This window comes from Paenibacillus sp. LS-5 (assembly GCF_056121505.1).
In genome coordinates this window covers 135876-155113 of record NZ_JBWAVA010000013.1, presented here as the reverse complement: position 1 = coordinate 155113, position 19238 = coordinate 135876, and the positions used below count along the sequence as shown (strand labels likewise).

The 19238-nt window shown below is 50.5% G+C and carries 22 protein-coding genes; 1 reads left to right on the top strand and 21 read right to left on the bottom strand.

Translation table 11 applies throughout. The annotated features are described in order from the left end of the window. Nucleotides 1-67 precede the first annotated feature (67 nt). The 13 genes from dinG to AC0MA3_RS18815 all read right to left on the bottom strand — a co-directional run bounded on the left by dinG (nt 68) and on the right by AC0MA3_RS18815 (nt 12692). The gene (gene dinG / locus AC0MA3_RS18875) at nt 68-2929 is read right to left on the bottom strand and encodes an ATP-dependent DNA helicase DinG (RefSeq protein WP_474657286.1); all 2862 of its coding nucleotides are present in this window, start codon (nt 2927-2929) and stop codon (nt 68-70) included. Nucleotides 2930-3045: 116 nt separating this feature from the next. Further along, nucleotides 3046-3687: a tetratricopeptide repeat protein gene (locus AC0MA3_RS18870; protein ID WP_474657285.1), complete on the bottom strand. Its 642-nt coding sequence runs from the start codon at nt 3685-3687 to the stop codon at nt 3046-3048. Nucleotides 3688-3794: 107 nt separating this feature from the next. Next, nucleotides 3795-4178, bottom strand: coding sequence for an aspartate 1-decarboxylase (panD, locus tag AC0MA3_RS18865; RefSeq protein ID WP_379162444.1), 384 nt, complete (start codon nt 4176-4178; stop codon nt 3795-3797). After that, nucleotides 4171-5007 (bottom strand): pantoate--beta-alanine ligase, encoded by an 837-nt coding sequence (gene panC, locus AC0MA3_RS18860; RefSeq protein ID WP_379162564.1) that lies wholly within the window; start codon nt 5005-5007, stop codon nt 4171-4173. The genes panD and panC overlap by 8 nt, the downstream gene beginning before the upstream one ends. A 55-nt stretch (nt 5008-5062) precedes the next feature. Next, nucleotides 5063-5929: a 3-methyl-2-oxobutanoate hydroxymethyltransferase gene (gene panB, locus AC0MA3_RS18855; protein WP_379162441.1), complete on the bottom strand. Its 867-nt coding sequence runs from the start codon at nt 5927-5929 to the stop codon at nt 5063-5065. A gap of 422 nt (nt 5930-6351) precedes the next feature. Further along, on the bottom strand, nt 6352-7152 hold the full coding sequence (locus AC0MA3_RS18850; protein WP_379162438.1) for a biotin--[acetyl-CoA-carboxylase] ligase: 801 nt from the start codon (nt 7150-7152) through the stop codon (nt 6352-6354). Next, nucleotides 7142-8533, bottom strand: coding sequence for a CCA tRNA nucleotidyltransferase (locus tag AC0MA3_RS18845; RefSeq protein WP_379162435.1), 1392 nt, complete (start codon nt 8531-8533; stop codon nt 7142-7144). Before AC0MA3_RS18845 ends, AC0MA3_RS18850 begins: the two co-directional genes overlap by 11 nt. Before the next feature lie 14 nt (nt 8534-8547). Further along, complete coding sequence (gene bshA, locus AC0MA3_RS18840; RefSeq protein ID WP_379162432.1) at nt 8548-9705, bottom strand: N-acetyl-alpha-D-glucosaminyl L-malate synthase BshA; 1158 nt, start codon at nt 9703-9705, stop codon at nt 8548-8550. An 87-nt stretch (nt 9706-9792) separates the two neighbouring features. Beyond that, entirely contained in the window at nt 9793-10512 is a 720-nt protein-coding gene (gene bshB1 / locus AC0MA3_RS18835; protein WP_379162429.1) for a bacillithiol biosynthesis deacetylase BshB1, read from the bottom strand. Beyond that, on the bottom strand, nt 10509-10931 hold the full coding sequence (gene mgsA / locus AC0MA3_RS18830; RefSeq protein ID WP_379162426.1) for a methylglyoxal synthase: 423 nt from the start codon (nt 10929-10931) through the stop codon (nt 10509-10511). The genes bshB1 and mgsA overlap by 4 nt, the downstream gene beginning before the upstream one ends. Before the next feature lie 15 nt (nt 10932-10946). Further along, a complete protein-coding gene (gene dapB / locus AC0MA3_RS18825; protein WP_379162423.1) occupies nt 10947-11750 on the bottom strand; it encodes a 4-hydroxy-tetrahydrodipicolinate reductase in 804 nt (267 codons plus the stop codon). 31 nt (nt 11751-11781) lie between these two features. Beyond that, the gene (locus AC0MA3_RS18820) at nt 11782-12303 is read right to left on the bottom strand and encodes a tetratricopeptide repeat protein (RefSeq protein ID WP_379162420.1); all 522 of its coding nucleotides are present in this window, start codon (nt 12301-12303) and stop codon (nt 11782-11784) included. 59 nt (nt 12304-12362) lie between these two features. After that, a complete protein-coding gene (locus AC0MA3_RS18815) occupies nt 12363-12692 on the bottom strand; it encodes a nucleotide pyrophosphohydrolase (protein ID WP_074114995.1) in 330 nt (109 codons plus the stop codon). 208 nt (nt 12693-12900) lie between these two features. On the opposite strand from AC0MA3_RS18815, the gene AC0MA3_RS18810 reads away from it, so the two are divergent. After that, a complete protein-coding gene (locus tag AC0MA3_RS18810; protein ID WP_379162416.1) occupies nt 12901-13776 on the top strand; it encodes a YitT family protein in 876 nt (291 codons plus the stop codon). A gap of 151 nt (nt 13777-13927) precedes the next feature. Here AC0MA3_RS18810 and AC0MA3_RS18805 read toward each other — a convergent pair whose 3' ends face one another. The 8 genes from AC0MA3_RS18805 to AC0MA3_RS18770 all read right to left on the bottom strand — a co-directional run bounded on the left by AC0MA3_RS18805 (nt 13928) and on the right by AC0MA3_RS18770 (nt 19203). After that, the gene (locus tag AC0MA3_RS18805; RefSeq protein ID WP_379162413.1) at nt 13928-14821 is read right to left on the bottom strand and encodes a sporulation protein YpjB; all 894 of its coding nucleotides are present in this window, start codon (nt 14819-14821) and stop codon (nt 13928-13930) included. A gap of 63 nt (nt 14822-14884) precedes the next feature. Further along, nucleotides 14885-15526, bottom strand: coding sequence for a DUF1405 domain-containing protein (locus tag AC0MA3_RS18800; protein WP_379162410.1), 642 nt, complete (start codon nt 15524-15526; stop codon nt 14885-14887). A 93-nt stretch (nt 15527-15619) separates the two neighbouring features. Further along, a complete protein-coding gene (locus AC0MA3_RS18795; protein WP_379162407.1) occupies nt 15620-16495 on the bottom strand; it encodes a c-type cytochrome in 876 nt (291 codons plus the stop codon). Nucleotides 16496-16525: 30 nt separating this feature from the next. Next, nucleotides 16526-17197 (bottom strand): menaquinol-cytochrome c reductase cytochrome b subunit, encoded by a 672-nt coding sequence (gene qcrB / locus AC0MA3_RS18790; RefSeq protein WP_020427667.1) that lies wholly within the window; start codon nt 17195-17197, stop codon nt 16526-16528. A 5-nt stretch (nt 17198-17202) separates the two neighbouring features. Continuing rightward, nucleotides 17203-17757, bottom strand: a complete 555-nt coding sequence (locus AC0MA3_RS18785) for a Rieske (2Fe-2S) protein (protein WP_474657284.1) — start codon at nt 17755-17757, stop codon at nt 17203-17205. A 225-nt stretch (nt 17758-17982) separates the two neighbouring features. Further along, nucleotides 17983-18402: a DUF2487 family protein gene (locus AC0MA3_RS18780; protein WP_379162400.1), complete on the bottom strand. Its 420-nt coding sequence runs from the start codon at nt 18400-18402 to the stop codon at nt 17983-17985. Nucleotides 18403-18498: 96 nt separating this feature from the next. After that, the gene (locus AC0MA3_RS18775; RefSeq protein ID WP_020427670.1) at nt 18499-18678 is read right to left on the bottom strand and encodes an IDEAL domain-containing protein; all 180 of its coding nucleotides are present in this window, start codon (nt 18676-18678) and stop codon (nt 18499-18501) included. Nucleotides 18679-18696: 18 nt separating this feature from the next. Continuing rightward, entirely contained in the window at nt 18697-19203 is a 507-nt protein-coding gene (locus AC0MA3_RS18770; protein WP_379162396.1) for a gamma carbonic anhydrase family protein, read from the bottom strand. Nucleotides 19204-19238 lie beyond the last annotated feature (35 nt).

The following is a 19238-nucleotide window of genomic DNA, read 5'->3' as shown; positions in this document are numbered from 1 at the left end:
CAGCAGAACCGGACGCCAAGAAAACGGAGTTTTGTTGTTCTTTGACTATAATAGAAATGATTGCAGGTTAAGATACACTGCCGTCTTCCAGCCATTCCGCAATTCGCGGAACCATCTGATCTGTCAGCATATGTTCCATCTTGGGTCCAGGCAGCGAATAGAGAAAGTACTTTCCATAATAAGATTCAATAACCCTTGTATCGTATACAATAACAATACCCCGATCTTGCGCAGTACGCACCAGACGTCCGAAACCCTGCTTGAAACGAATAACGGCCTGGGGGACTGACAACTTCATAAACGGGTTCTTTTTCTGAGCCTGAAGCAGTTCAGCCTTAGCCTCCGCAAGCGGATGGTTCGGCGGCTGAAAAGGCAATCTGACAATGGCAAGGCAGGTTAAAGCCTCCCCGGGAATATCCACACCTTCCCAGAAGCTGCTGGTTCCAAGGAGCACAGAAGCTGCACTATCCTGAAAACGCCGGATCAGCTTGCTCCGGCTGCCCCCTTCCACTCCCTGCCCCAGTACAGTGATATCCTCAGAGAGGAGTGCCTCCTTCAGAGGATCATAGACCTGGCGCAGCATTTTATAAGAAGTGAAAAGTACAAGCATCCGCCCCCGTGTTGCCACAGCTGCCTCAGCCAATGAGTGCACCAGCTTATCGACAAAACGGGCATCGCCCACGCTGCCTTTGACACTGGGGAAATCACGCGGGATGACCAGAAGAGCCTGTTCACGGTATTTAAACGGCGACGAGAGCAGAGCTGTCATCAGCCTTCCTTGTTCTGCGGATTCACTAAGTCCCAGATTGTCAATCATAAATTGAAAGGACTTATCAACGGACAAAGTAGCTGAGGTAAGGACTATGCTTTTCTTTTTATCAAAAAAGAGCTCCTTAAGCTGGGCGCTGACATCGACTGGCACCGCATAGAGCTGCAGCGACTTCCCGCGATAGTTACCGCTGCCTTCCATCCAGTAGACAATATTCTCGTCGTTCAGGTTCATGAAGAACCGCACTTGCTCCCGTATGGAGGCTAAATCCTTGAACAACCCTCCGATATCCGTCACCAGACTGTCCGATGACGATTGGCTCTCCGATTCACGCATTTCACTTAGCATCTTATCGCCCTTGCGGATAATTTCACTAAGACTTAGATGTAGAGTGTTCTCAAGCGCAGCCAGCTCTTCCCAATCCTTGGGCTTCTTGCCTGGCAGCAAACGTGCTACCAGTTGTCCGGCCTCCCCGGCTGCGGCATCACTACGTTCTGGAAGCAGGGCAAACAGTTTGTCGCTAAGCGTGTCCCACGATTCCTTAACCGTAAGCAAATCCGGGTAGATTCTGTCGATCACCCCGCTCCATTCCGCCGCCTGCTCACTGCCTGAAGACTGCAGTGTTTGACGCAGAGCCGGCAATTGGCCGCTCCGGCTGTCCTTATAGAGACGTGTAAGCGTATGGGCTACGGTAAAGTATTTCATCTGCATGCCCAGGTGTTTACCTGCAATATCCTCCAGATGATGGGCCTCATCAATAACAAGGTGCTCATAAGCTGGAAGCAGCTGATGCCCCGCTTTGACGTCAGCAAATAGCTTGGAATGATTGGTCACTACGACATCCGCAATCCCGGCTTCGTGCTTAGCCCGGTGGTAATAGCATTTGCGGAACCAGGGGCAGGATCGTCCAAGGCATGAGTCCGTATCACTGGCCACAGTCTCCCAGAAATCACCGCCTCTGCCGTTCAGATTCAGCTCCTCATCATCACCCGACTGGGTCTGCGTCAGCCACACAATCATTTGTGCCGCAGTAAGCGCTTCTTCCCTCGGACTTGTAAAGTCCTTTTTGTTTATTCTTTGTTCAAACTTTCGCAGACACAAATAGTGCCCTCTTCCCTTAAAGATTGCAGCCTTAAACGGGAACGGCACGACACTCGTCAATAGCGGGATGTCGCGCTCACGCAGCTGGTCTTGAAGGTTGATGGTATGTGTGCTCACCATTACTTTCTGGTCTGAGCGCACACTGTGATAAATAGCAGGAAGCAGATATCCCAGCGATTTACCTGTACCCGTTCCTGCCTCAATCAAGAGATGCTTGTCACCCTCAAGGGCCGCCATGACCTCGTGAATCATAATCTCTTGGGCTTCACGGCTCTCGTACTGGGGCAAAGTCTCCTTCAGCCGCACAGTCACCTCTTCCATAAATTCCTCAAAGGTAATATTCTGCAGAGGATTGCCAGTTCCCTCCTCACGGGGGGGGGACAACTCTGACCAATCCCCGACAGCCAGTGCAAGCTGACGGTAGAAAGTAAGTTCTCCTTCAGGCTGGAAGGTCTCCATTTCCCGTTCACGAAGCAGCCCGTCAAAATACCAGGCCAGATCACTGTCCTCGTCTGCAAACAGCTCATTCAGCCGCTGGATAGTCAGGAGAGGGAGGCTGTATAGTTCCTCCAGGCATTTCAGCAGCACAAGTGCAGTCGCATGGGCGTCGCTGTCTGCCTGATGCGGACGGTCATGTGTCAGGCCGAAATAGGTGCTTACCGCACCGAGCTGGTAAGTGGTCAATGACGGAAAGCATATTTTAAGAAAATCAATCGTATCCAGAATCCGGCCCTGGAACGGCAAATAGCCACACCGGTCGAGCGCATTCTGCAGAAAATGAAAATCAAAAGCCACATTGTGTCCAACCAGAACGACATCATCGAGCATGGGGACAAGCTCCATCATCATCTCATCCAGTTCAGGTGCATCTTGCACATCACTGTCTGTAATACCGGTCAATCCTGTAATAAACGGGGGGATCGGTGTTCCGGGCTTGACGTAGGAACCGTACACCCGGGAAATAGACCGGTCTTCTTCTATAATGGCAAGGCCAACCTGGATGATCTCACCCACGGATTGGGTTCCCGTAGTTTCAAAATCAAGCACGGCAAATTTCATTATAAGTTCTAATCCCTTTCACTTGAGACTCCTTATCAGCATAACAGAAGTTACGAAAAAAGGCGATGTACACCCCTGGGTTAGCGGGATACATCGCTTTAATGGAGGAATAATGGTTATAAAAGCGAAACCAGCTGGTGCCCGAATTGCAGCTTGCCTCCCCGCCTGCGGCAGACCTCCAAATTGACGTTTGGCTCAACAAGCTGGGGATCATGCTGCAAGGAGAGGCTGAAGAGCTCCTGAGCCTCACTATAGCGCTCCTGGGAGGCCCGGATGCAGCCCAGGGCATTGTAGATCATAGCCTTGAGTTTCTTCTCACGAATCAGGGCAAGCATGTGATTCAGATGACTCCAGGAAACGTCTAATTCCTCCTCCTGGAGATAAGCCATTGCCAAATATAGGCGAGCTGCCAGACTGTCCGGGTATCGGGCGATAACATCTTTGAACTGCTCGATGCATTTCCGGTACATAAGCAGCTTGTAGTAACCCTGGCCACGGACAAAAGAGTCCATAAAAAGCTCAGGTGCTTCTGCCTGGGGAATCTCCTCTTCGGAAGGCAGAGTAAAGTCAGCATTTTGACGGAAATCACTCAGCTTCTCCGCAAAGGATAGCCATTCATCCATAACCTCGTCACTAAGCTTGTGGAGCATATTGTACTTGCATAAAAGGTCATTCCGGCGGGTACCCTCCGCAGTAGGGAAGTCGGCGGTAATTTCCTGAAGCATCTTGTTCATCTCAGCAAATAAATGTTGAAACACGGGACATCCCACCCTTACTGAAAATGAAATCAGCTTAAGCTTGCCTGCCTTCATTTTTCACAAGTACGGGCCGCTTCATCCCTGGCATTCATTGCATGACTTAAGCTTTAGGCAATGGTTGCATGCAGTTCATGATCCGCCAGTTTAACCGGCTTGTTATCTGCGTCCACGAATACAACTGTTGGTTTATGTGTAGCCAGCTCTTCAGCAGACAACATGCCATAAGAGATAATGATTACGGTATCTCCAGGCTGAACCAGCCGGGCAGCAGCTCCGTTCAGACAGATCACGCCGCTGCCGCGGGGGCCGGGAATGACATAGGTTTCCAGACGGGAACCGTTATTATTATCGACGATTTGCACTTTTTCATTTTCGAGCAGATCGGCTGCCTCCATCAGGTTCTCATCAATGGTAATGCTGCCCACGTAATTCAGATTAGCTTCCGTTACAGTGGCACGGTGGATTTTGGATTTCATCATATGTCTAAACAAGAGCGAGTACCTCCTTAGGAATAAATACATTATTGTCGATCAGCCTGGTTCTGCCGAACTTCACGGCGAGTGCCATAATAACCTCTCCCTCAGCATGGCTAAGCAGTGCCCCGTCCTCCAAAGATTCAAGGCCCGGAAAGGAGAGAATTTCCACATAATCGATGACCGCAAGCGGCGAAGAAGAAATAATCGAGACCAGCAGCGTCCGTGCTTCCTCCACCGTTCTCACGGTTCCTTCTTCCAGCGCCTTACGGGTTTCTCGGAGCGAGCGGGAAAGAACCAGAGCCTGTTGGCGCTCCTCACTGCTAAGGTAGACATTTCTTGAACTTAGCGCCAATCCATCCCCTTCGCGGACGATCGGACAGGCGACAATTTCCACATTCATATTAAGGTCAGATACCATCCGGCGCAAAACGGCAACCTGCTGGGCATCTTTCAGTCCGAAAAAAGCATAATCCGGTTGCACCATGTTGAATAGCTTGCTTACTACTGTAGTTACACCGTCAAAATGTCCAGGGCGGGAAGCCCCACACAGCTGAGTTGTCAGTGAGTCCACTGTCACCTTGGTACGGATAGGCTGAGGGTACATTTCTTCCACTGAAGGAATAAATACGATATCGGCACCCTCGCGTTCTGCAAGCTCAAGATCACGGTGTTCGTCGCGCGGATAAGAGGAGAAATCTTCATTTGGTCCAAATTGCAGAGGATTGACAAAAATACTCATCACAACAGTGTTGGTCATTTCTCCCGCTTTGCGAATCAGACTGGCATGTCCTTCATGGAGATAGCCCATCGTCGGTACAAAGCCGATTGGCGTATGTCCTCCCATCCGCAGGTAATCCAGTGCTTCGCGCAATTGTTGTACCGTTCTGACTACTCTCATCTTATTTCTCTCCTTTTGCGGCCGCGCCGTATAAAGAATCCAGCACATGCTCTTCTGCATTAAACACATGACTCTCTGCCGGGAAGGCACGGTTCTTCACTTCCTGGACATAACTGCTGATTCCCTCACGAATCAGAGTGCCTACATCGGCATAGGTTTTGACAAACCGTTTCTCCCTGTATGGAGATGCGTACCGTAGCAAGTCATGGAAAACCAGCACCTGTCCATCACAATAACGGCCTGCACCAATTCCAATGGTCGGAACGCTGACGGCTTTGGAGATGGCTTCAGCCACTTCTTCCGTTACCAGCTCAAGTACAATCCCGAACACACCGGCAGCTTCAAGCGCCTTCGCTTCATCCATCAGCCGCTGGGCGTCCTTGGCATCCTTGCCCTGAATACGGTAACCGCCGATCATATTCACCGACTGCGGGGTAAGGCCGATATGGCCAAGTACCGGAACTCCGGCAGCCACTACCGCCGATACCGTATCACAAATTTCCAGTCCGCCTTCCATTTTGACGGCTTGTGCCCGTCCTTCCTGCATCAGTCTTCGCACGCTGCGCAGGGTTTCGTCGATGCTGCCATGATAGGTCATAAACGGCATATCAGCCACGATAAAAGTATTCTGAGCCCCCCGGGTGACCGAGCGGGTATGGTACACCATATCTTCTATAGTCACCGGCAAGGTGGTGTCATATCCAAGAACTACATTCCCCAAAGAATCGCCTACCAGTATAAGGTCAATACCCGCTTCCTCAGCCAGCAGGGCCGAAGGATAATCATAAGCGGTCAGCATGCTCAGCGGCACACCATCCGTTTTCATTTTTTTCATTTTTACAATATTTAGCGCATGTTTGTCAGCCATGGGCTCCCATTCCCCTTTTCGCAGATAATTACGCGTAAACGCGCAAACAAAAAAACCTTTTAGCAAAAGTCCGCTAAAAAGGTCCGATGGGCAAAAAAGAGTCACTCGCGATCGTCCCTTCTGTCTCGGTCCTTACGGCTCAGAGCAGAATCCAACGTAACCGTGAAATACAGTTATGAAGGTGAATCTAACAGCAAATCCCCTGATATAAAAGGTTTCTTCCAGAGTACAGCCCGATATTCGATACCGTCTCTGTCCTTATTATATCAAAATCTGCAGGCAAGTAAACCAAGAAGAAACAAGTTTGCTGTCCTTTGAAAAAAGAAGCGAACCATTTCACAAAAAGAAAAGGGAGTATAAGGCGCCAATCCAATACATTGATCTCTTCAAAAAAAGATGACAAGGAATGGGACCTTGTCATCTTAGATCATTTCTATCTCTCCCGACAGCACGCTCGACACGGCACCCGTTCGGTCCTTAAGCAGCAACCCGCCGTTGTCATCAAGCCCCACTGCAGTGGCCTGACAGCGTCCTTCCGGAGTATTATAAAAGACCTGGCGTCCCAGTGTGACGGACATGGACTCCCACAGCTCTCTGATCGGCTTGAATCCCTGTTCTCTGTAAAGAATATATAAGTACTCCAGTTCAGTCAGAACGGCCTCAGTAAGCGCTGTACGGTCAACAGGGATGCCGCCGCCTTCGATCAACAAAGAGGTGCCGATGTCCTTCAGTTCCGGAGGATAATCCTCTTCCGTCAAATTAACGGCAATGCCTATACCGGCAATGCAGTAATGAAGACCGCCTTCCCGAAGGGAGGACTCCAGCAGGATGCCGCAGATTTTGCGTCCGCCCGCTAGCAGGTCATTGGGCCACTTAATCCCCGCCTGTACGCCAGTAACCTCACGGATGGCTCTGCAGACGGCAACTCCGGAGAGCAGGGTAAGCTGAGGAGTTAGTGACAATGGAAGGTCTGGTCGCAGCACTATGCTGATCCAAATGCCTTTGCCACTGGGGGAATGCCATTTCCGGCCCATACGCCCCCTGCCCCCGGTCTGCGCTTCAGCCCGTACAGATGTACCTTCGGGAGCACCGTTCTCGGCAAGCTTCTTGGCTTCTTCCTGAGTAGAAACCACCTCTTCCCGTAGCTGCACACGTTTCAGCCAACTGGATACAAAACTTTCCCGTCCACCCCCGGATAGCAGGGGCTTGTCATTACTGTTCATTACTATCCATCCTTTTTGTTGCTTCCAGAAGCAAATATCGATTGTCATTGGGAATGTCCCCTACCGCAGCAGCCATTAACAGCTGCTGCAATAGCTCTCCCAGCCATGGACCCGGCCGCTTCTGCAGTACTGCTGCCAGCTCTTTGCCCGTCACCGCCAGCTCGGCCAATGTATGGAGCGGCATCCCTGCAGTCCATGACCGCAGAATGGGAATGCCCGGCGCGGTAGGCCGCTGCGCGGCAGGGGCGCCTGCATCCAGCGCGTTAGGCCGCTGCGCGGCGGGGGCGCCTGCATCCGGCGCGGTAGGCCGCTGCGCGGCGAAGGCGCTTACGGCGGCCTCCGGCAGCGCCGCAAGCAGCGTCAGCCATCCTTCGGCGGCTGACTGGCCGTGGGCCAGCACGGCGGCGATCCAGCGCCGCCGCAAGGCCTCCGTGCCGCCGGGTTCCCCAGGCGGCACCTCTGCAAGCGCTGCGTCCCACGCTTCGCGGACGCGCAGCACCCTGGCGACGGCGGTGCGCGTCGCCCCCGGGAACGTCCATGCCCGTAGCAGCTCGTCGGCCTCTGAGGCCGACCGCTTCAGGGCATGCAGCAGGAGCGCCCACCGCAGGTGGGCGTCCTGCAGATCCCCGATCCCGGCTGTCAGGGCGGCGGCTGCCGCCATGTCACTGCCGGTCCAGGGGAACGGCGCTTTGCCGCGCGGCAGCAGCCCGCTGCGCGTAAGCAGCCCGAGGCCGCGCAGTGGGTGCGGGCCGAGGACAATGCGTTCAAGCTCCGCGCGAACGCGTTCTACGGCAATATGCGCCAGCTTGTTCCGCTGGCGCAGAAGTCCGCGCCAAGTATTCTTGGCGACCCGGAAATCAAGCACTGAAGCAAAGCGGACGCAGCGGAGCATGCGCAGCGCATCTTCATCGAAGCGTTCCTCAGCGTCACCTACACAGCGGATCAGGTGTTTCTTTGAATCTTCTGCTCCTCCATAAGGATCTACCATTACTCCGTCCAGACCGCAGCACATCGCATTGATCGTAAAATCACGCCGGCGTAGGTCTTCCTTCACATCTTTTACAAATAAGACGTGTTCCGGACGGCGGTGGTCGGCATAACCGCTCTCCGTCCGGTACGTCGTCACCTCAAAGCTCCAGCCATCCTGAAGAACAGTAATAGTTCCATGTGCAAGTCCAGTCGGGATACAGCGCGGAAAAAGACTCATAACCTCTTCAGGCAGAGCCGAGGTGGTCAGATCCATATCGTGCACCGGCCGTCCAAGAAGCTCATCACGGATACATCCGCCAACGAAATATGCCTCATGGCCTTGCTCAAGCAGGCGGGTCAACACTACATTCGCCGCCTCAGCCATTCCGGAAGGCGCCATTGTCCAATTCATACCGCAAACACTCCCTAACTCTGGATCGGATCCAATCCGCGCACTTTGCGCCCCAATACCCGGTAATAGATATTTTCGTATTGATTGGTGATCACATCTCTGCTGAAACCATGGCAGGCCCGTTCGAGACACGCATGTTTGAACTGCTCTTCCAAGCCGGGATCGGACAATAGCTTAACAGCATACTTCGCCATTGAGGTCGTATCTCCGATGGGTGCAAGAAACCCAGTCTTTCCATGCTGGATCAGCTCAGGAATGCCTCCGGCCTCCGAACCGATAGTCGGTACGCCGCAAGCCATTGCCTCCAGTGCAACCAGACCAAAGCTCTCCTTCTCCGAAGGCAGCAGAAGCAGATCAGCCAAGGATATTACCTGTGCGATCTCATCCTGCTTGCCAAGAAAACGAACCTTGTCATCCAGCCCCATTTCAGAGATTTTAGCCTGGATTTTGGGCAGCTCCGGTCCTTCTCCAACCAGAAGCAGACGAGACGGCAGCTCCTGATTCACTTTGGCGAAAATATCCACCACATCCGATACCCGTTTGACCGGCCGGAAGTTGCTGATATGCATCAGAATTTTTTCATCAGGTGCGGCAAAATCCTCCCGCAGATCCGTCACATCCCGCGGATAATACACACGCTTGTCAACAAAATTATACGTAAGATCAATATCACGGGTAATATCGAGTACCTTGCGGGTCTCTTTGATAAGGTCCTGCGAAACGGCTGTCACCGCATCACTCTCATTAATCCCGAGCCGAATCAAGTCCTTCAGCGATTCATCCTGTCCCAGCACCGTAATGTCCGTACCATGCAGGGTAGTTACTACTTTGATATCATTGCCCAGCATTTGCTTAGCCAGATAGGCGCAGACCGCATGAGGTACGGCATAATGGACATGGAACAGATCCAGTCCCACCATTTTAGCCACCTGTGCCATCTTTGTCGCAAGCGCCAGATCATAAGGGGGGTAACGGAAAACATAATAATCATTAACCTCAACCTCATGATAAAAGATATTCTTCTGAAACGTTCCAAGCCGGAAAGGGATACTATGTGTTATAAAATGGACCTCATGACCCTTTTCAGCCAAAAGTTTGCCCAGTTCTGTTGCCACAACACCCGAACCGCCAAGAGACGGATAACAGGTGATGCCTATTTTTAAACGGTCCATCGCTCCGTCTCCTTCATCCTACTTATGTTTATTACTTTGTGTAATGATATGAATTTATTATAGTGGTTTTTGACCAAATTAGAAAGGTTATTGATTGGGCCGCTGTCTGACGGGTGAATTGAACATATCAACAGCATACGGCACTTTACTGGCGAATCCCTCCGCATACGGAATCAGTCTCCGTTGTCCAAGCAGCATATCCCTGGAACGAACACGTTCTATATATCCTTCAGTTAAGGGAGTAGAGACGACGTCTTCTCCTGGGATCTTCTCAAACTGGGACCGGTAGCAGGACAGCGCCTGCTCCTTAAGGCTGTAATGCTCAGTCACATCCACAATAAGATCCGTCCGCCCCAAATCATTAATGAAATAGAAATACAGCTGGGGCGCAGGCACTGAAGGCTCGTCCGGCATATATTTCCGAAGCTTGGCATTAAATACCGCTTCTTCCACCAGCTTGCTGCAGGCAATATGATCCGGATGCCGGTCTTCCCAATAAGGTGCAAATACAATATCTGGTGCGAATCTGCGGATTTCCCGCGTCACTGCCGCCAGATGATTCTCTGTCAGGTACAGCCCGCGGTCAGGAAGACCCAGATTCGTGCGCACCGAAACCCCGAGTAGATCAGCAGCTTGTTGTGCCTCGATTTTGCGGCGTTCTACAGTTCCGTTCGAGGACATTTCCGCTTCTGTCAAATCGCATAAACCAACTTGGAGCCCCGCGGCAGTATGTTTGGCGATAGTTCCCGCCATGCCGATCTCCGCATCGTCAGCATGTGCACCGAACACAAGAATATCGAGCTTCATTCATCCACACCCGGCTTGTATTTATGTACAAGCTCACGCCATGCGAAATCGCCGCGGTCAATCGCTTTGACCAGAATCTCGGCTGTTGCGATATTGGTTGCCACCGGAATACCATATACATCACAGAGGCGAAGCAGAGCCGTAATATCCGGTTCATGCGGCTGCGCCATCAGCGGATCCCGTAGAAAAATAATCAGATCTAACTCATCCGTAGCCACCATAGAACCAATCTGCTGATCACCGCCAAGGGGACCAGACATATAGCGGTGAATGGACAAGTTCGTTACTTCCATAATCCGTTGACCGGTAGTTCCTGTAGAAAACAACTCATGTCCTACAAATACATGCTCATAAGCAGTCACAAAATTAACCATTTCATCTTTCTTACGGTCATGCGCGATAAATGCGATTTTTAACATGATGATATCCCCCGTCTATTCAATAAAATGCTCAAATCCATAAATTAATCCGGTGTAGCCCATCACCTTCTGTATCCCCATTTTGACTCCGGGCATATAACCTGCCCGCTCATAGGAGTCATGCCGGATTTTAAGCGATTGCCCATACCCGCCAAAGACCACTTCTTCCTGCGCAAATACGCCAGGAAGTCTCAGACTGTGAATTCGAAAGCCGTTATAATAGCCCCCGCGTGCGCCTTCGATCACTTCCTCTTCCTCAGGATTCCCCTGACGGAGCTCCTGCCGCACTTCCGAAATCAGCTCTGCTGTCTTAATGGCAGTCCCCGAAGGAGCATCCAGCTTCTGGTCTCCATGGGTTTCGATAATTTCCAGATGCGGAAAGTATTTGGCCGCCTGAGCTGCAAATTTCATCAAAAGAATCGCTCCAATCGAGAAATTGGGCGCAATAAGTCCCCCAATTCCCCGATCCTGGCATTGCTTGTCCAGCTCGGAAATCTGCTCTGGAGTGAATCCGGTAGTACCGATTACCGGACGCACCCCATATTTGATCGCAAGTGCAGTATTAGTATAAGCCGACTGCGGGGTAGTGAAATCTACGAGAACCTCTCCGCCGCTCTCTGCAAGGGCAGCTTCCAGATCAGCCACAATCTTTACTCCGCTCTCCTCCAGCCCTGCTATACGGCCGGCATCGCTGCCGCTTGCCGAACGGTCTACAGCTGCTGCAAGCTCCAGCTCCTCATCCTGCAGCACCAGCTTAACAACCTCTTTGCCCATTCTGCCTCCTGCTCCGGAGACGATAACTCTGATCTTGTCACTCACCCTTATTCCTCCTCGCTATGTCTCGTTCTAATTATCCCAAGTATTTTTGCAATGATTTTTGAAGGTCTTTCATGAGCTGCAGCAACCCGAGATCATCGGGATGCAATGCCATTACTTCTTTGAGTGCGGCAATCGCCTGCACATGCTCATTCATCCGGCTGTGTGCGATAGCGAGCCATACATATGCATCCCCATATAAGGGATCCAGGACTATTGCTTCCTTCAATAAGGTAATCGGACGATAGGGATTAATAGTCCCTGTATGTTCATCCTCCAGAAGCCTTTTGGCCTCTCTTACAAGTTGCAGGGCCTGCAAATGCTGCAGGTGAAGCCCATACTCCGATTTGTCTCTATCCAGCTTCACCGCCGCCTCTGCATGCTCCAGCGCTTTTTCTAGCATGCCGCTGCGGGCGTAAGTAATGGAGCAGCGGTATCTGACTTCGGCATCGTCCGGACTGGCCGCAATTGCCGATTCAAACAAAGTGATTGCCTCAGCAAAATCACTGCGGAGTATAGAGCGGTAAGCCGCTTTTACATAATCGTTATGATCCATTTGCCCACCATCCTCACGGCTAAATCCCGTTCGTTTGGTACAGCATATGATATAGAAGCCTAATCGGTGTTTTTAAGTGTCCACCGTCCGGCATCACGGGTATTGAACTTGTGCATCACTTTATTGTGGGCCTCGGTGAGGTCAATTCCCAGTGAATTGGCGAAGCAAACCGTAATAAACAAAATATCTCCCAGCTCAAGCTCGATTGAGTTATCAGCTTCATCTGCTTTTTTGGGTTTCTCGCCAAACTGATGGTTAACTTCACGGGCGAGTTCGCCCACCTCCTCCGACATCCGGGCCAGCATGGACAGCGGGCTGAAGTAACCTTCTTTAAATTGAGAGATATAAGCGTCAACCTCTCGCTGTATGTCACCAAGACTTTTATCCATAAAATGTTTCTTCGCCCCCTGTATGTTCTTGCCTTCTGTTTGCCCCTATGTTATCGTAAAGACGTTTTGAAGACAAATCTTTTTTGGCGATTACATATATCCCAAGGCCCCGGACAACCGGTGAATGCCATAATAACATGAAATGCAACCCTTTATTAAGAAGCTTACCAATACATTATGCCCATAATTGGGCCATGCGAGGGATTACATGACTTCAACATCCAAAGTAGCTTCCACTATTGTCAAAACGGCAGCACCAATCATGCTGGGTGCGGCCGTATATGCATTTGGGCTGCTGTACTTTATCGTACCCAACCAATTAATGGAGGGCGGGGTAACCGGGATTACCATCCTGCTCAACTATGCTTTTAACATCCCCATTTTTTTAACCACATTACTGCTTAACCTGCCGCTCTTTTTACTGGGCTGGAAGGTCCTTGGCGGACGGCAAATCGCCTACACAGGTGTGGGAATCGGCGCATTGTCGTTTTTCCTCTGGCTGTTTGAGCGTATGATTGATGCCGGCTGGATTATCACCTTCAGCACAGAACATGACTTTATTCTTGCTTCATTATATGCTGGGGTTACACTCGGCCTTGGACTCGGTATCGTATTCCGGTTCGGAGGCACCACAGGTGGAGTCGATATTGTGGCAAGAATCCTCGGACGTAAGTTCGGATGGAGTATGGGGCAGATTATCCTGGCTGTCGATGTAATCATTATCGGCGCTTCCCTGCTCTATATTCCCCGTGAAAAAATTCTTTACACCCTGGTAGCAGTCTTCATCTCTTCACGGGTGATTGATTTCATCCAGGAGGGTGCTTATGCAGCCAAAGCTTTCACGATCATCAGTGACGACGCCCCGCAGATTGCCGATCTGATTACAGCGGAAATGGATCGTGGAGTCACACTGATTCCCGCTATCGGTGCATACTCCAAGCAGGCCAAATACATGGTCTATTGTGTAGTCTCCCGTCAGGAAATCCGCCGCCTCAGTCAATTGGTCAAATCCGTCGATGCTAAGGCCTTTGTCATTATAAGTGATGTCCACGACGTCCACGGTGAGGGTTTCCGGCAGACCTAATACGGCAAAGTGACTCTAGCTCACGAGAAGAAGACTGCTATACTTGCAAGTTACTTTGCAAGCATAGCAGTCTTTTTTTGATGGCATAACGATTCGGCTTCTTCCGTAAATACTATGACAATGACTTTGTAACATCGACTCTACTACCGCTCTATACCGGCTTCCATTCCTCATTCTCCCCCCGGTATTTGCGAAATGCTGCGTAGACAAGTGCAGCAACGATGAATCCGCCGGCAAGCAGGCCCCATGCCCCGTAACCTGGCGGGGTGAGCGGGAGCGATAGAGCAGGTTCATCCCTTTCTTTGCCAAACAGTACCCTGGCAGCATCCTGCCCGTAGGAGATAATCTCCAGCAGCCGTGCACGCCCTACTGGCTGTGAGGAAGACGGAATCCCGGCCGCGTAGGACAGCCAGGTATCAAATGCATTGACCGTTTCCGGAGACCGGGAAATAATAATTGCGGGACGGATATTATCGTATCTGCTCTGGAGACGTTCCAGAGCGGTCTGCCAGCTTTTGAGATCATTAGCAGCCGCACTCTTTTCCATATCATTAAGATCCTCTCGGATCAGCTTATAATATTGCAGCCACATCGGCTGTCGCGGATGATTAAGACTGTTCGCAGCCAACCGGAGCTTTGCTGCCGCCGCCTCCCATTTCTGCGGATCAATCTGCGCTGCGGCAAGTGTGGCCTTTAAGTCAATAATGACATCAGACAACGCATTGATCCCTTCCACTGTAGTCAGGCCCTCGAACGAAGACGACACAAAAATCTGCGATACTTTCTCACTCTGCTGTCTGGCCTTCACCACATTTCCTTCCAGCACATAACCATATAGAGCCTCGGCCGCTTCATCCAGGCGCTGGGCAGCGTTCCTTGCGGTGAGCGCCGGTGCATAACTGCTTACAGCATCTCCTGTCTGAACAGAGAGCCTGCTGTTTGGCTCCCGCATACCAGCTTCTGCACTAACGGTCCCGGTATTCATGCCAGCCAGCAGCCAGCATATCATCAATCCTGTCAGCACCACATATGTCCTGAACGGCATGAGACATCCCTCCTGCCTCTAAATATATGGCAGGAGGACAAGAGTTAGAACATGGTTCCAGCCTCAGAGCCTAGGCCTGTCCGGCTGTATAGTCCTTCTGGATCTGCCTCCGAATAACCAGGCTAAGGCGGTGCTCAGGAAGGTCAAAGCGATGGTGTAATATTGAACTTCGGTCACGTTATCTTCGAGCACATTCGGAAGCCACGGAAACACACCTTCCGAATAATCCACCATATCATTGGCAAAAGCCCACAGCAGCGCTATCGGCAGCATTCTGCGGAAGGAGAAGAAGCGGGCGTAGATCAGCGCCTCCACCGCCATGCCGGTATGCGAAATAACCAGCATCCAATCCTTCCAGCTTATTGAATCTCCCTGATAACCTCCAGCAAAAATAATACTGACTGCCCAAATCCCATATTTCACTGAGGTTACAACAGCAAGAGCCTCTATAAGCTCACGGATGAGTGTCCCTTTGATCCCTTTGGGTGGAAAAAGCAGCAACAGCAAAGCAAGCGTAAAGAACAGGCTTGCCGTCGGACTGTCCGGAACGAATGGAAGCAGCCATGAAGGATAATTTTCCGCTGTGTATTCCAATTGATTACCATACCATATGTATCCGTAAACCGTACCAAGAACATTCACAATGAAGAGCAACCACATGACGCCCCGGTGTCTAAACAACCTATCAAACCAGTGTACCGGCATATACAATTTTAACCTCCCGATTGTGGCAGCTTGGAATGAAAGCATACAAAAACCCGACCGCAGTTACGATCAGGTTTGTGCGTTATCATTATTTTACTGTTCGCTTTTTTGTTTGGCAAGCCAGCCTGCGAGACTGTCAATATCCTGCTCGCTGAGACCTGCAGACATTGCAGTATCATACATTGGAGGCATCTGGCCCTTGCCATTTTTAATAATGGCGAGGATCGCTTCCTTATCATGAGTGTCCCCTACACCTCTCAGTGACGGCGGCCCTCCGCCCCCCTTCATATCCACTGCATGACAGGCTACACAGGTGGCCTTTTTGTATAAAGCCATAGCTGGATCGTCCTTGTCCACGATTGCAATTTCTTTTGTCTGGACGGCACTGGTGGTCGGCAAGCCTTTCGCCTTGTTCTCTGCCGCCTTTTCTTCACGCTGCACATCCTCGGGGATCTGGCCGGTTTCAGCCATTTCATGCTTGTATTCCGTCCAGGCTGTGTTGGTCAAATAGATGATCGCAGCCAGGGAAAGAAACATCAGCGAAGAGGCGATCGGCCGGCGGTAGAAGCGGCGCTCCCGGCCCGTATCCAGAAAAGGAGCCAGCAGCAGCGAACCAAAGGCTACTCCTGTAACACCAAGCGTTCCCAGAACGATATAATCGCCCGAAGCATAGGGCAATTTCAGATACTGATACAAAAACAGAAAATACCAGTCTGGAATCGGTATAACTGTAGCACTGGCATTTGCAGGAAATCCTAAGGGAGCCGGTTCAGAGATCGTCAGGACCAGAATACCCACCAGCACCACAACGCCAACCATCCATTCCTTAAGAAGAAAGTTAGGAATAAATGCTTCCGACTTGCCAGGGTATGCCGTGTAATCCGGTGGCGTGATGAAGCCGTTGCCTCTGCGCACCCGGGAATCTCCCACATAAACAATCTTTTCTTTGGAGTTGTCTCCGTGAGCCATTGCATTTCCTCCTTTAGCTGTGGTCAGGGCTCATAGCGGACCAGAAATACCCTGTCTGCGGATCATTATAAAGTGTCCGACGAGCAGAATAAGCAGGACCGCCGGGAGGAAGAATACATGGAGGGCAAAAAAACGGGTCAGCGTTTCTGCACCGACGATGGTGCCGCCCTGCATCAGCTCCTTCAGCACCGGCCCCATAACCGGTACGGAATTGGCAATCTCAAGTGTAACCTTGGTAGCGAAATAGGCTTTATTGTCCCAAGGCAGCAGATACCCGGTAAGACCGAGGCCCAGCATCACGAAAAAAATCAGCATTCCCACTACCCAGTTCATCTCACGGGGCGCTTTATAGGAACCTGTAAAAAATACACGCATCGTATGCAGGAACATCATGACAATGACCAGGCTCGCACCCCAGTGATGCATGCCGCGTACAATTTGACCAAAAGCTACTTTGGTCTGCAGATATTCCACACTGGCATATGCGTTAATAATATCCGGCACATAATACATGGTGAGAAACATACCTGATAAAATCTGAATGACCGTAATGAAAAAAGTGAGTCCGCCAAAGCAATACACAAAGGCCGAGAAATGATGAGCCGGGTTCACGTGTTCAGGAACCTCATGATCGGCAACATCTCTCCAGATCGGCGTAATATCCAGACGTTCATCAATCCAGTTGTAGACATTCTTAAACATCAGATCTACGCCTCCTTTTTAACCTCGGTATTGGGAACTATCTCGCCCAGGTAGACCCAATCCCCATCAATTTTAGTCTTGTACTGGTCAAGGGGCTTAGGGGCAACGGCAAGGTTTTTACCCAGCTTCGTATATCTAGCTCCGTGGCAGGGGCAGTGATATTCATCTGGATATGCCTTGTCATTATTCCAGCCGACTGTACATCCCAGATGCTTGCAGACGGGTGAAAGCGCATAAATATCTCCGTTCTCGTCTTTCCGGATCCACGCAGTCAGCGTAGCTGTGCTGGCATACCATCCATCCTGCTGGGGCAATTCGAAGGTAAACTCCTGAGGAACATCGGTGATTTTGGCTGCTTCGGCAACTTTAATAAATTCACCCGCACCTTTTTTATGTAATACCGGATCCACTGCGAAACGAATCATTGGCAGAATCGCACCTGCACCCATAAAAGCGGTTGCCCCTCCAAGCGTATACGTTAAAAACTGCCTCCGAGACATCTCTTTCCGGGTGGGAGGTCCTTGCGGAAATGATTCATGCTCCTCATTATGGCTGCTCATACGGCGTGTAACCCCCTTTTCACATTTGAGAAGGCACCTGAACTGTAGATGATAAATCTAATTTCTGTAAATAATACGTTTTCAATGATAATTATCACATGACACAGGTTCAATCTAATCATAGCCCAGCCTCTAAAAGCCGTCAAGAATATTGTCTAAATTGTGACGGATGTATTACGGAGTTCTCATGTAAATTGTTGATTTTCTGTCACATTTACTCCTGTTTCATTTATGCCATAAACCCGAGATTTCATCTCTGATATAGCTTCCGGTTGTCTTACTCTGAGACCGCTGAATAACAGGCAGGGAAAGAACTAAATCGCTTTCATCAATGTCCGGTTCAGCAAGCGATATATCTGCGCTGAGTACGATCACATACTGGAATCCACTGGATTTGACTTTACGGCAAATCTCATTTATGAGAGCGAAACTTTCTGCTCCATTGTACTGTATAGCCGGGTAAGTCACGACACGCCCCTGATATGGTTTTTCAGCCAGATCCAGAAAGTCTCTCAGTCTCTCAAGTGCTTCCACCACTTCATGCGGGCTTTCCGTACCCTTAAGACCAGTAAAGGGGATGATGCAGGTATCAAAAAATCTCCGGTTGTCTAACCAGCTATCCGCAGTGAAGTCACTGAATTTCATTACAGCCCACTCCTTCTCTCAGGTTCGTATTATTTCTTATGAATGTCATTGTAACAAAAAAAAAGAAATGCGCCAGGCGCATTTCCTGTATTTTTCTCAGGCCAGACTTTTCAGTTCCTCAGTCAGATTGCGGAACGCCGTCTTATCACCGGCAGCCAGCGCCGTGTCGATCTCCCGGTACAAGATGTCGGTACGACGCTTTCTAAGCGCTTCATCCCACACCATTTCTGCCGCAAGTCCTAGCATCACTTCATAGGTAGCCTTCATTTTGTCCATTCGATACACCTCCGCTGTTTAGATCCTTCCATATTCTTTTGCTTTTAGTACATAACTCTCGCTTGTGCGGGCCATCCGCTGCAGATCCAGCTCGGTTAATTCACGGACTACTTTGGCAGGTGAACCTAGGGAGAGAGTATAGGGTGGAATAATTTTGTTTTCGGTTACAAGAGATCCGGCTCCTATTAAAGCATATTCACCAATCTCTGCACCGTTCAAAACAATTGCACCCATTCCGATTAATGTGCCGTTGCCTATTTTGCATCCATGAATAATCGCAGAGTGGCCTACCGATATGTCATCACCCAGTACCAATGGCAATCCCTCAGCCACATGCCCCACAGTTCCATCCTGGATATTGCAGCGGCTCCCTATAATAACCGGGGCCAGATCCCCGCGTAATATAGTGTTGAACCAGACACTCGACTCCTGTCCTATCCTAACATCACCAACAAGCTTTGCACCTTCCGCCACGTATACAGATCCGTCCAGCTGTGGTATGTAATTCCCGTAAGCTATCCGCATTCTTCTCCCCCTAGCACTTCTCGAAAATGCATCAG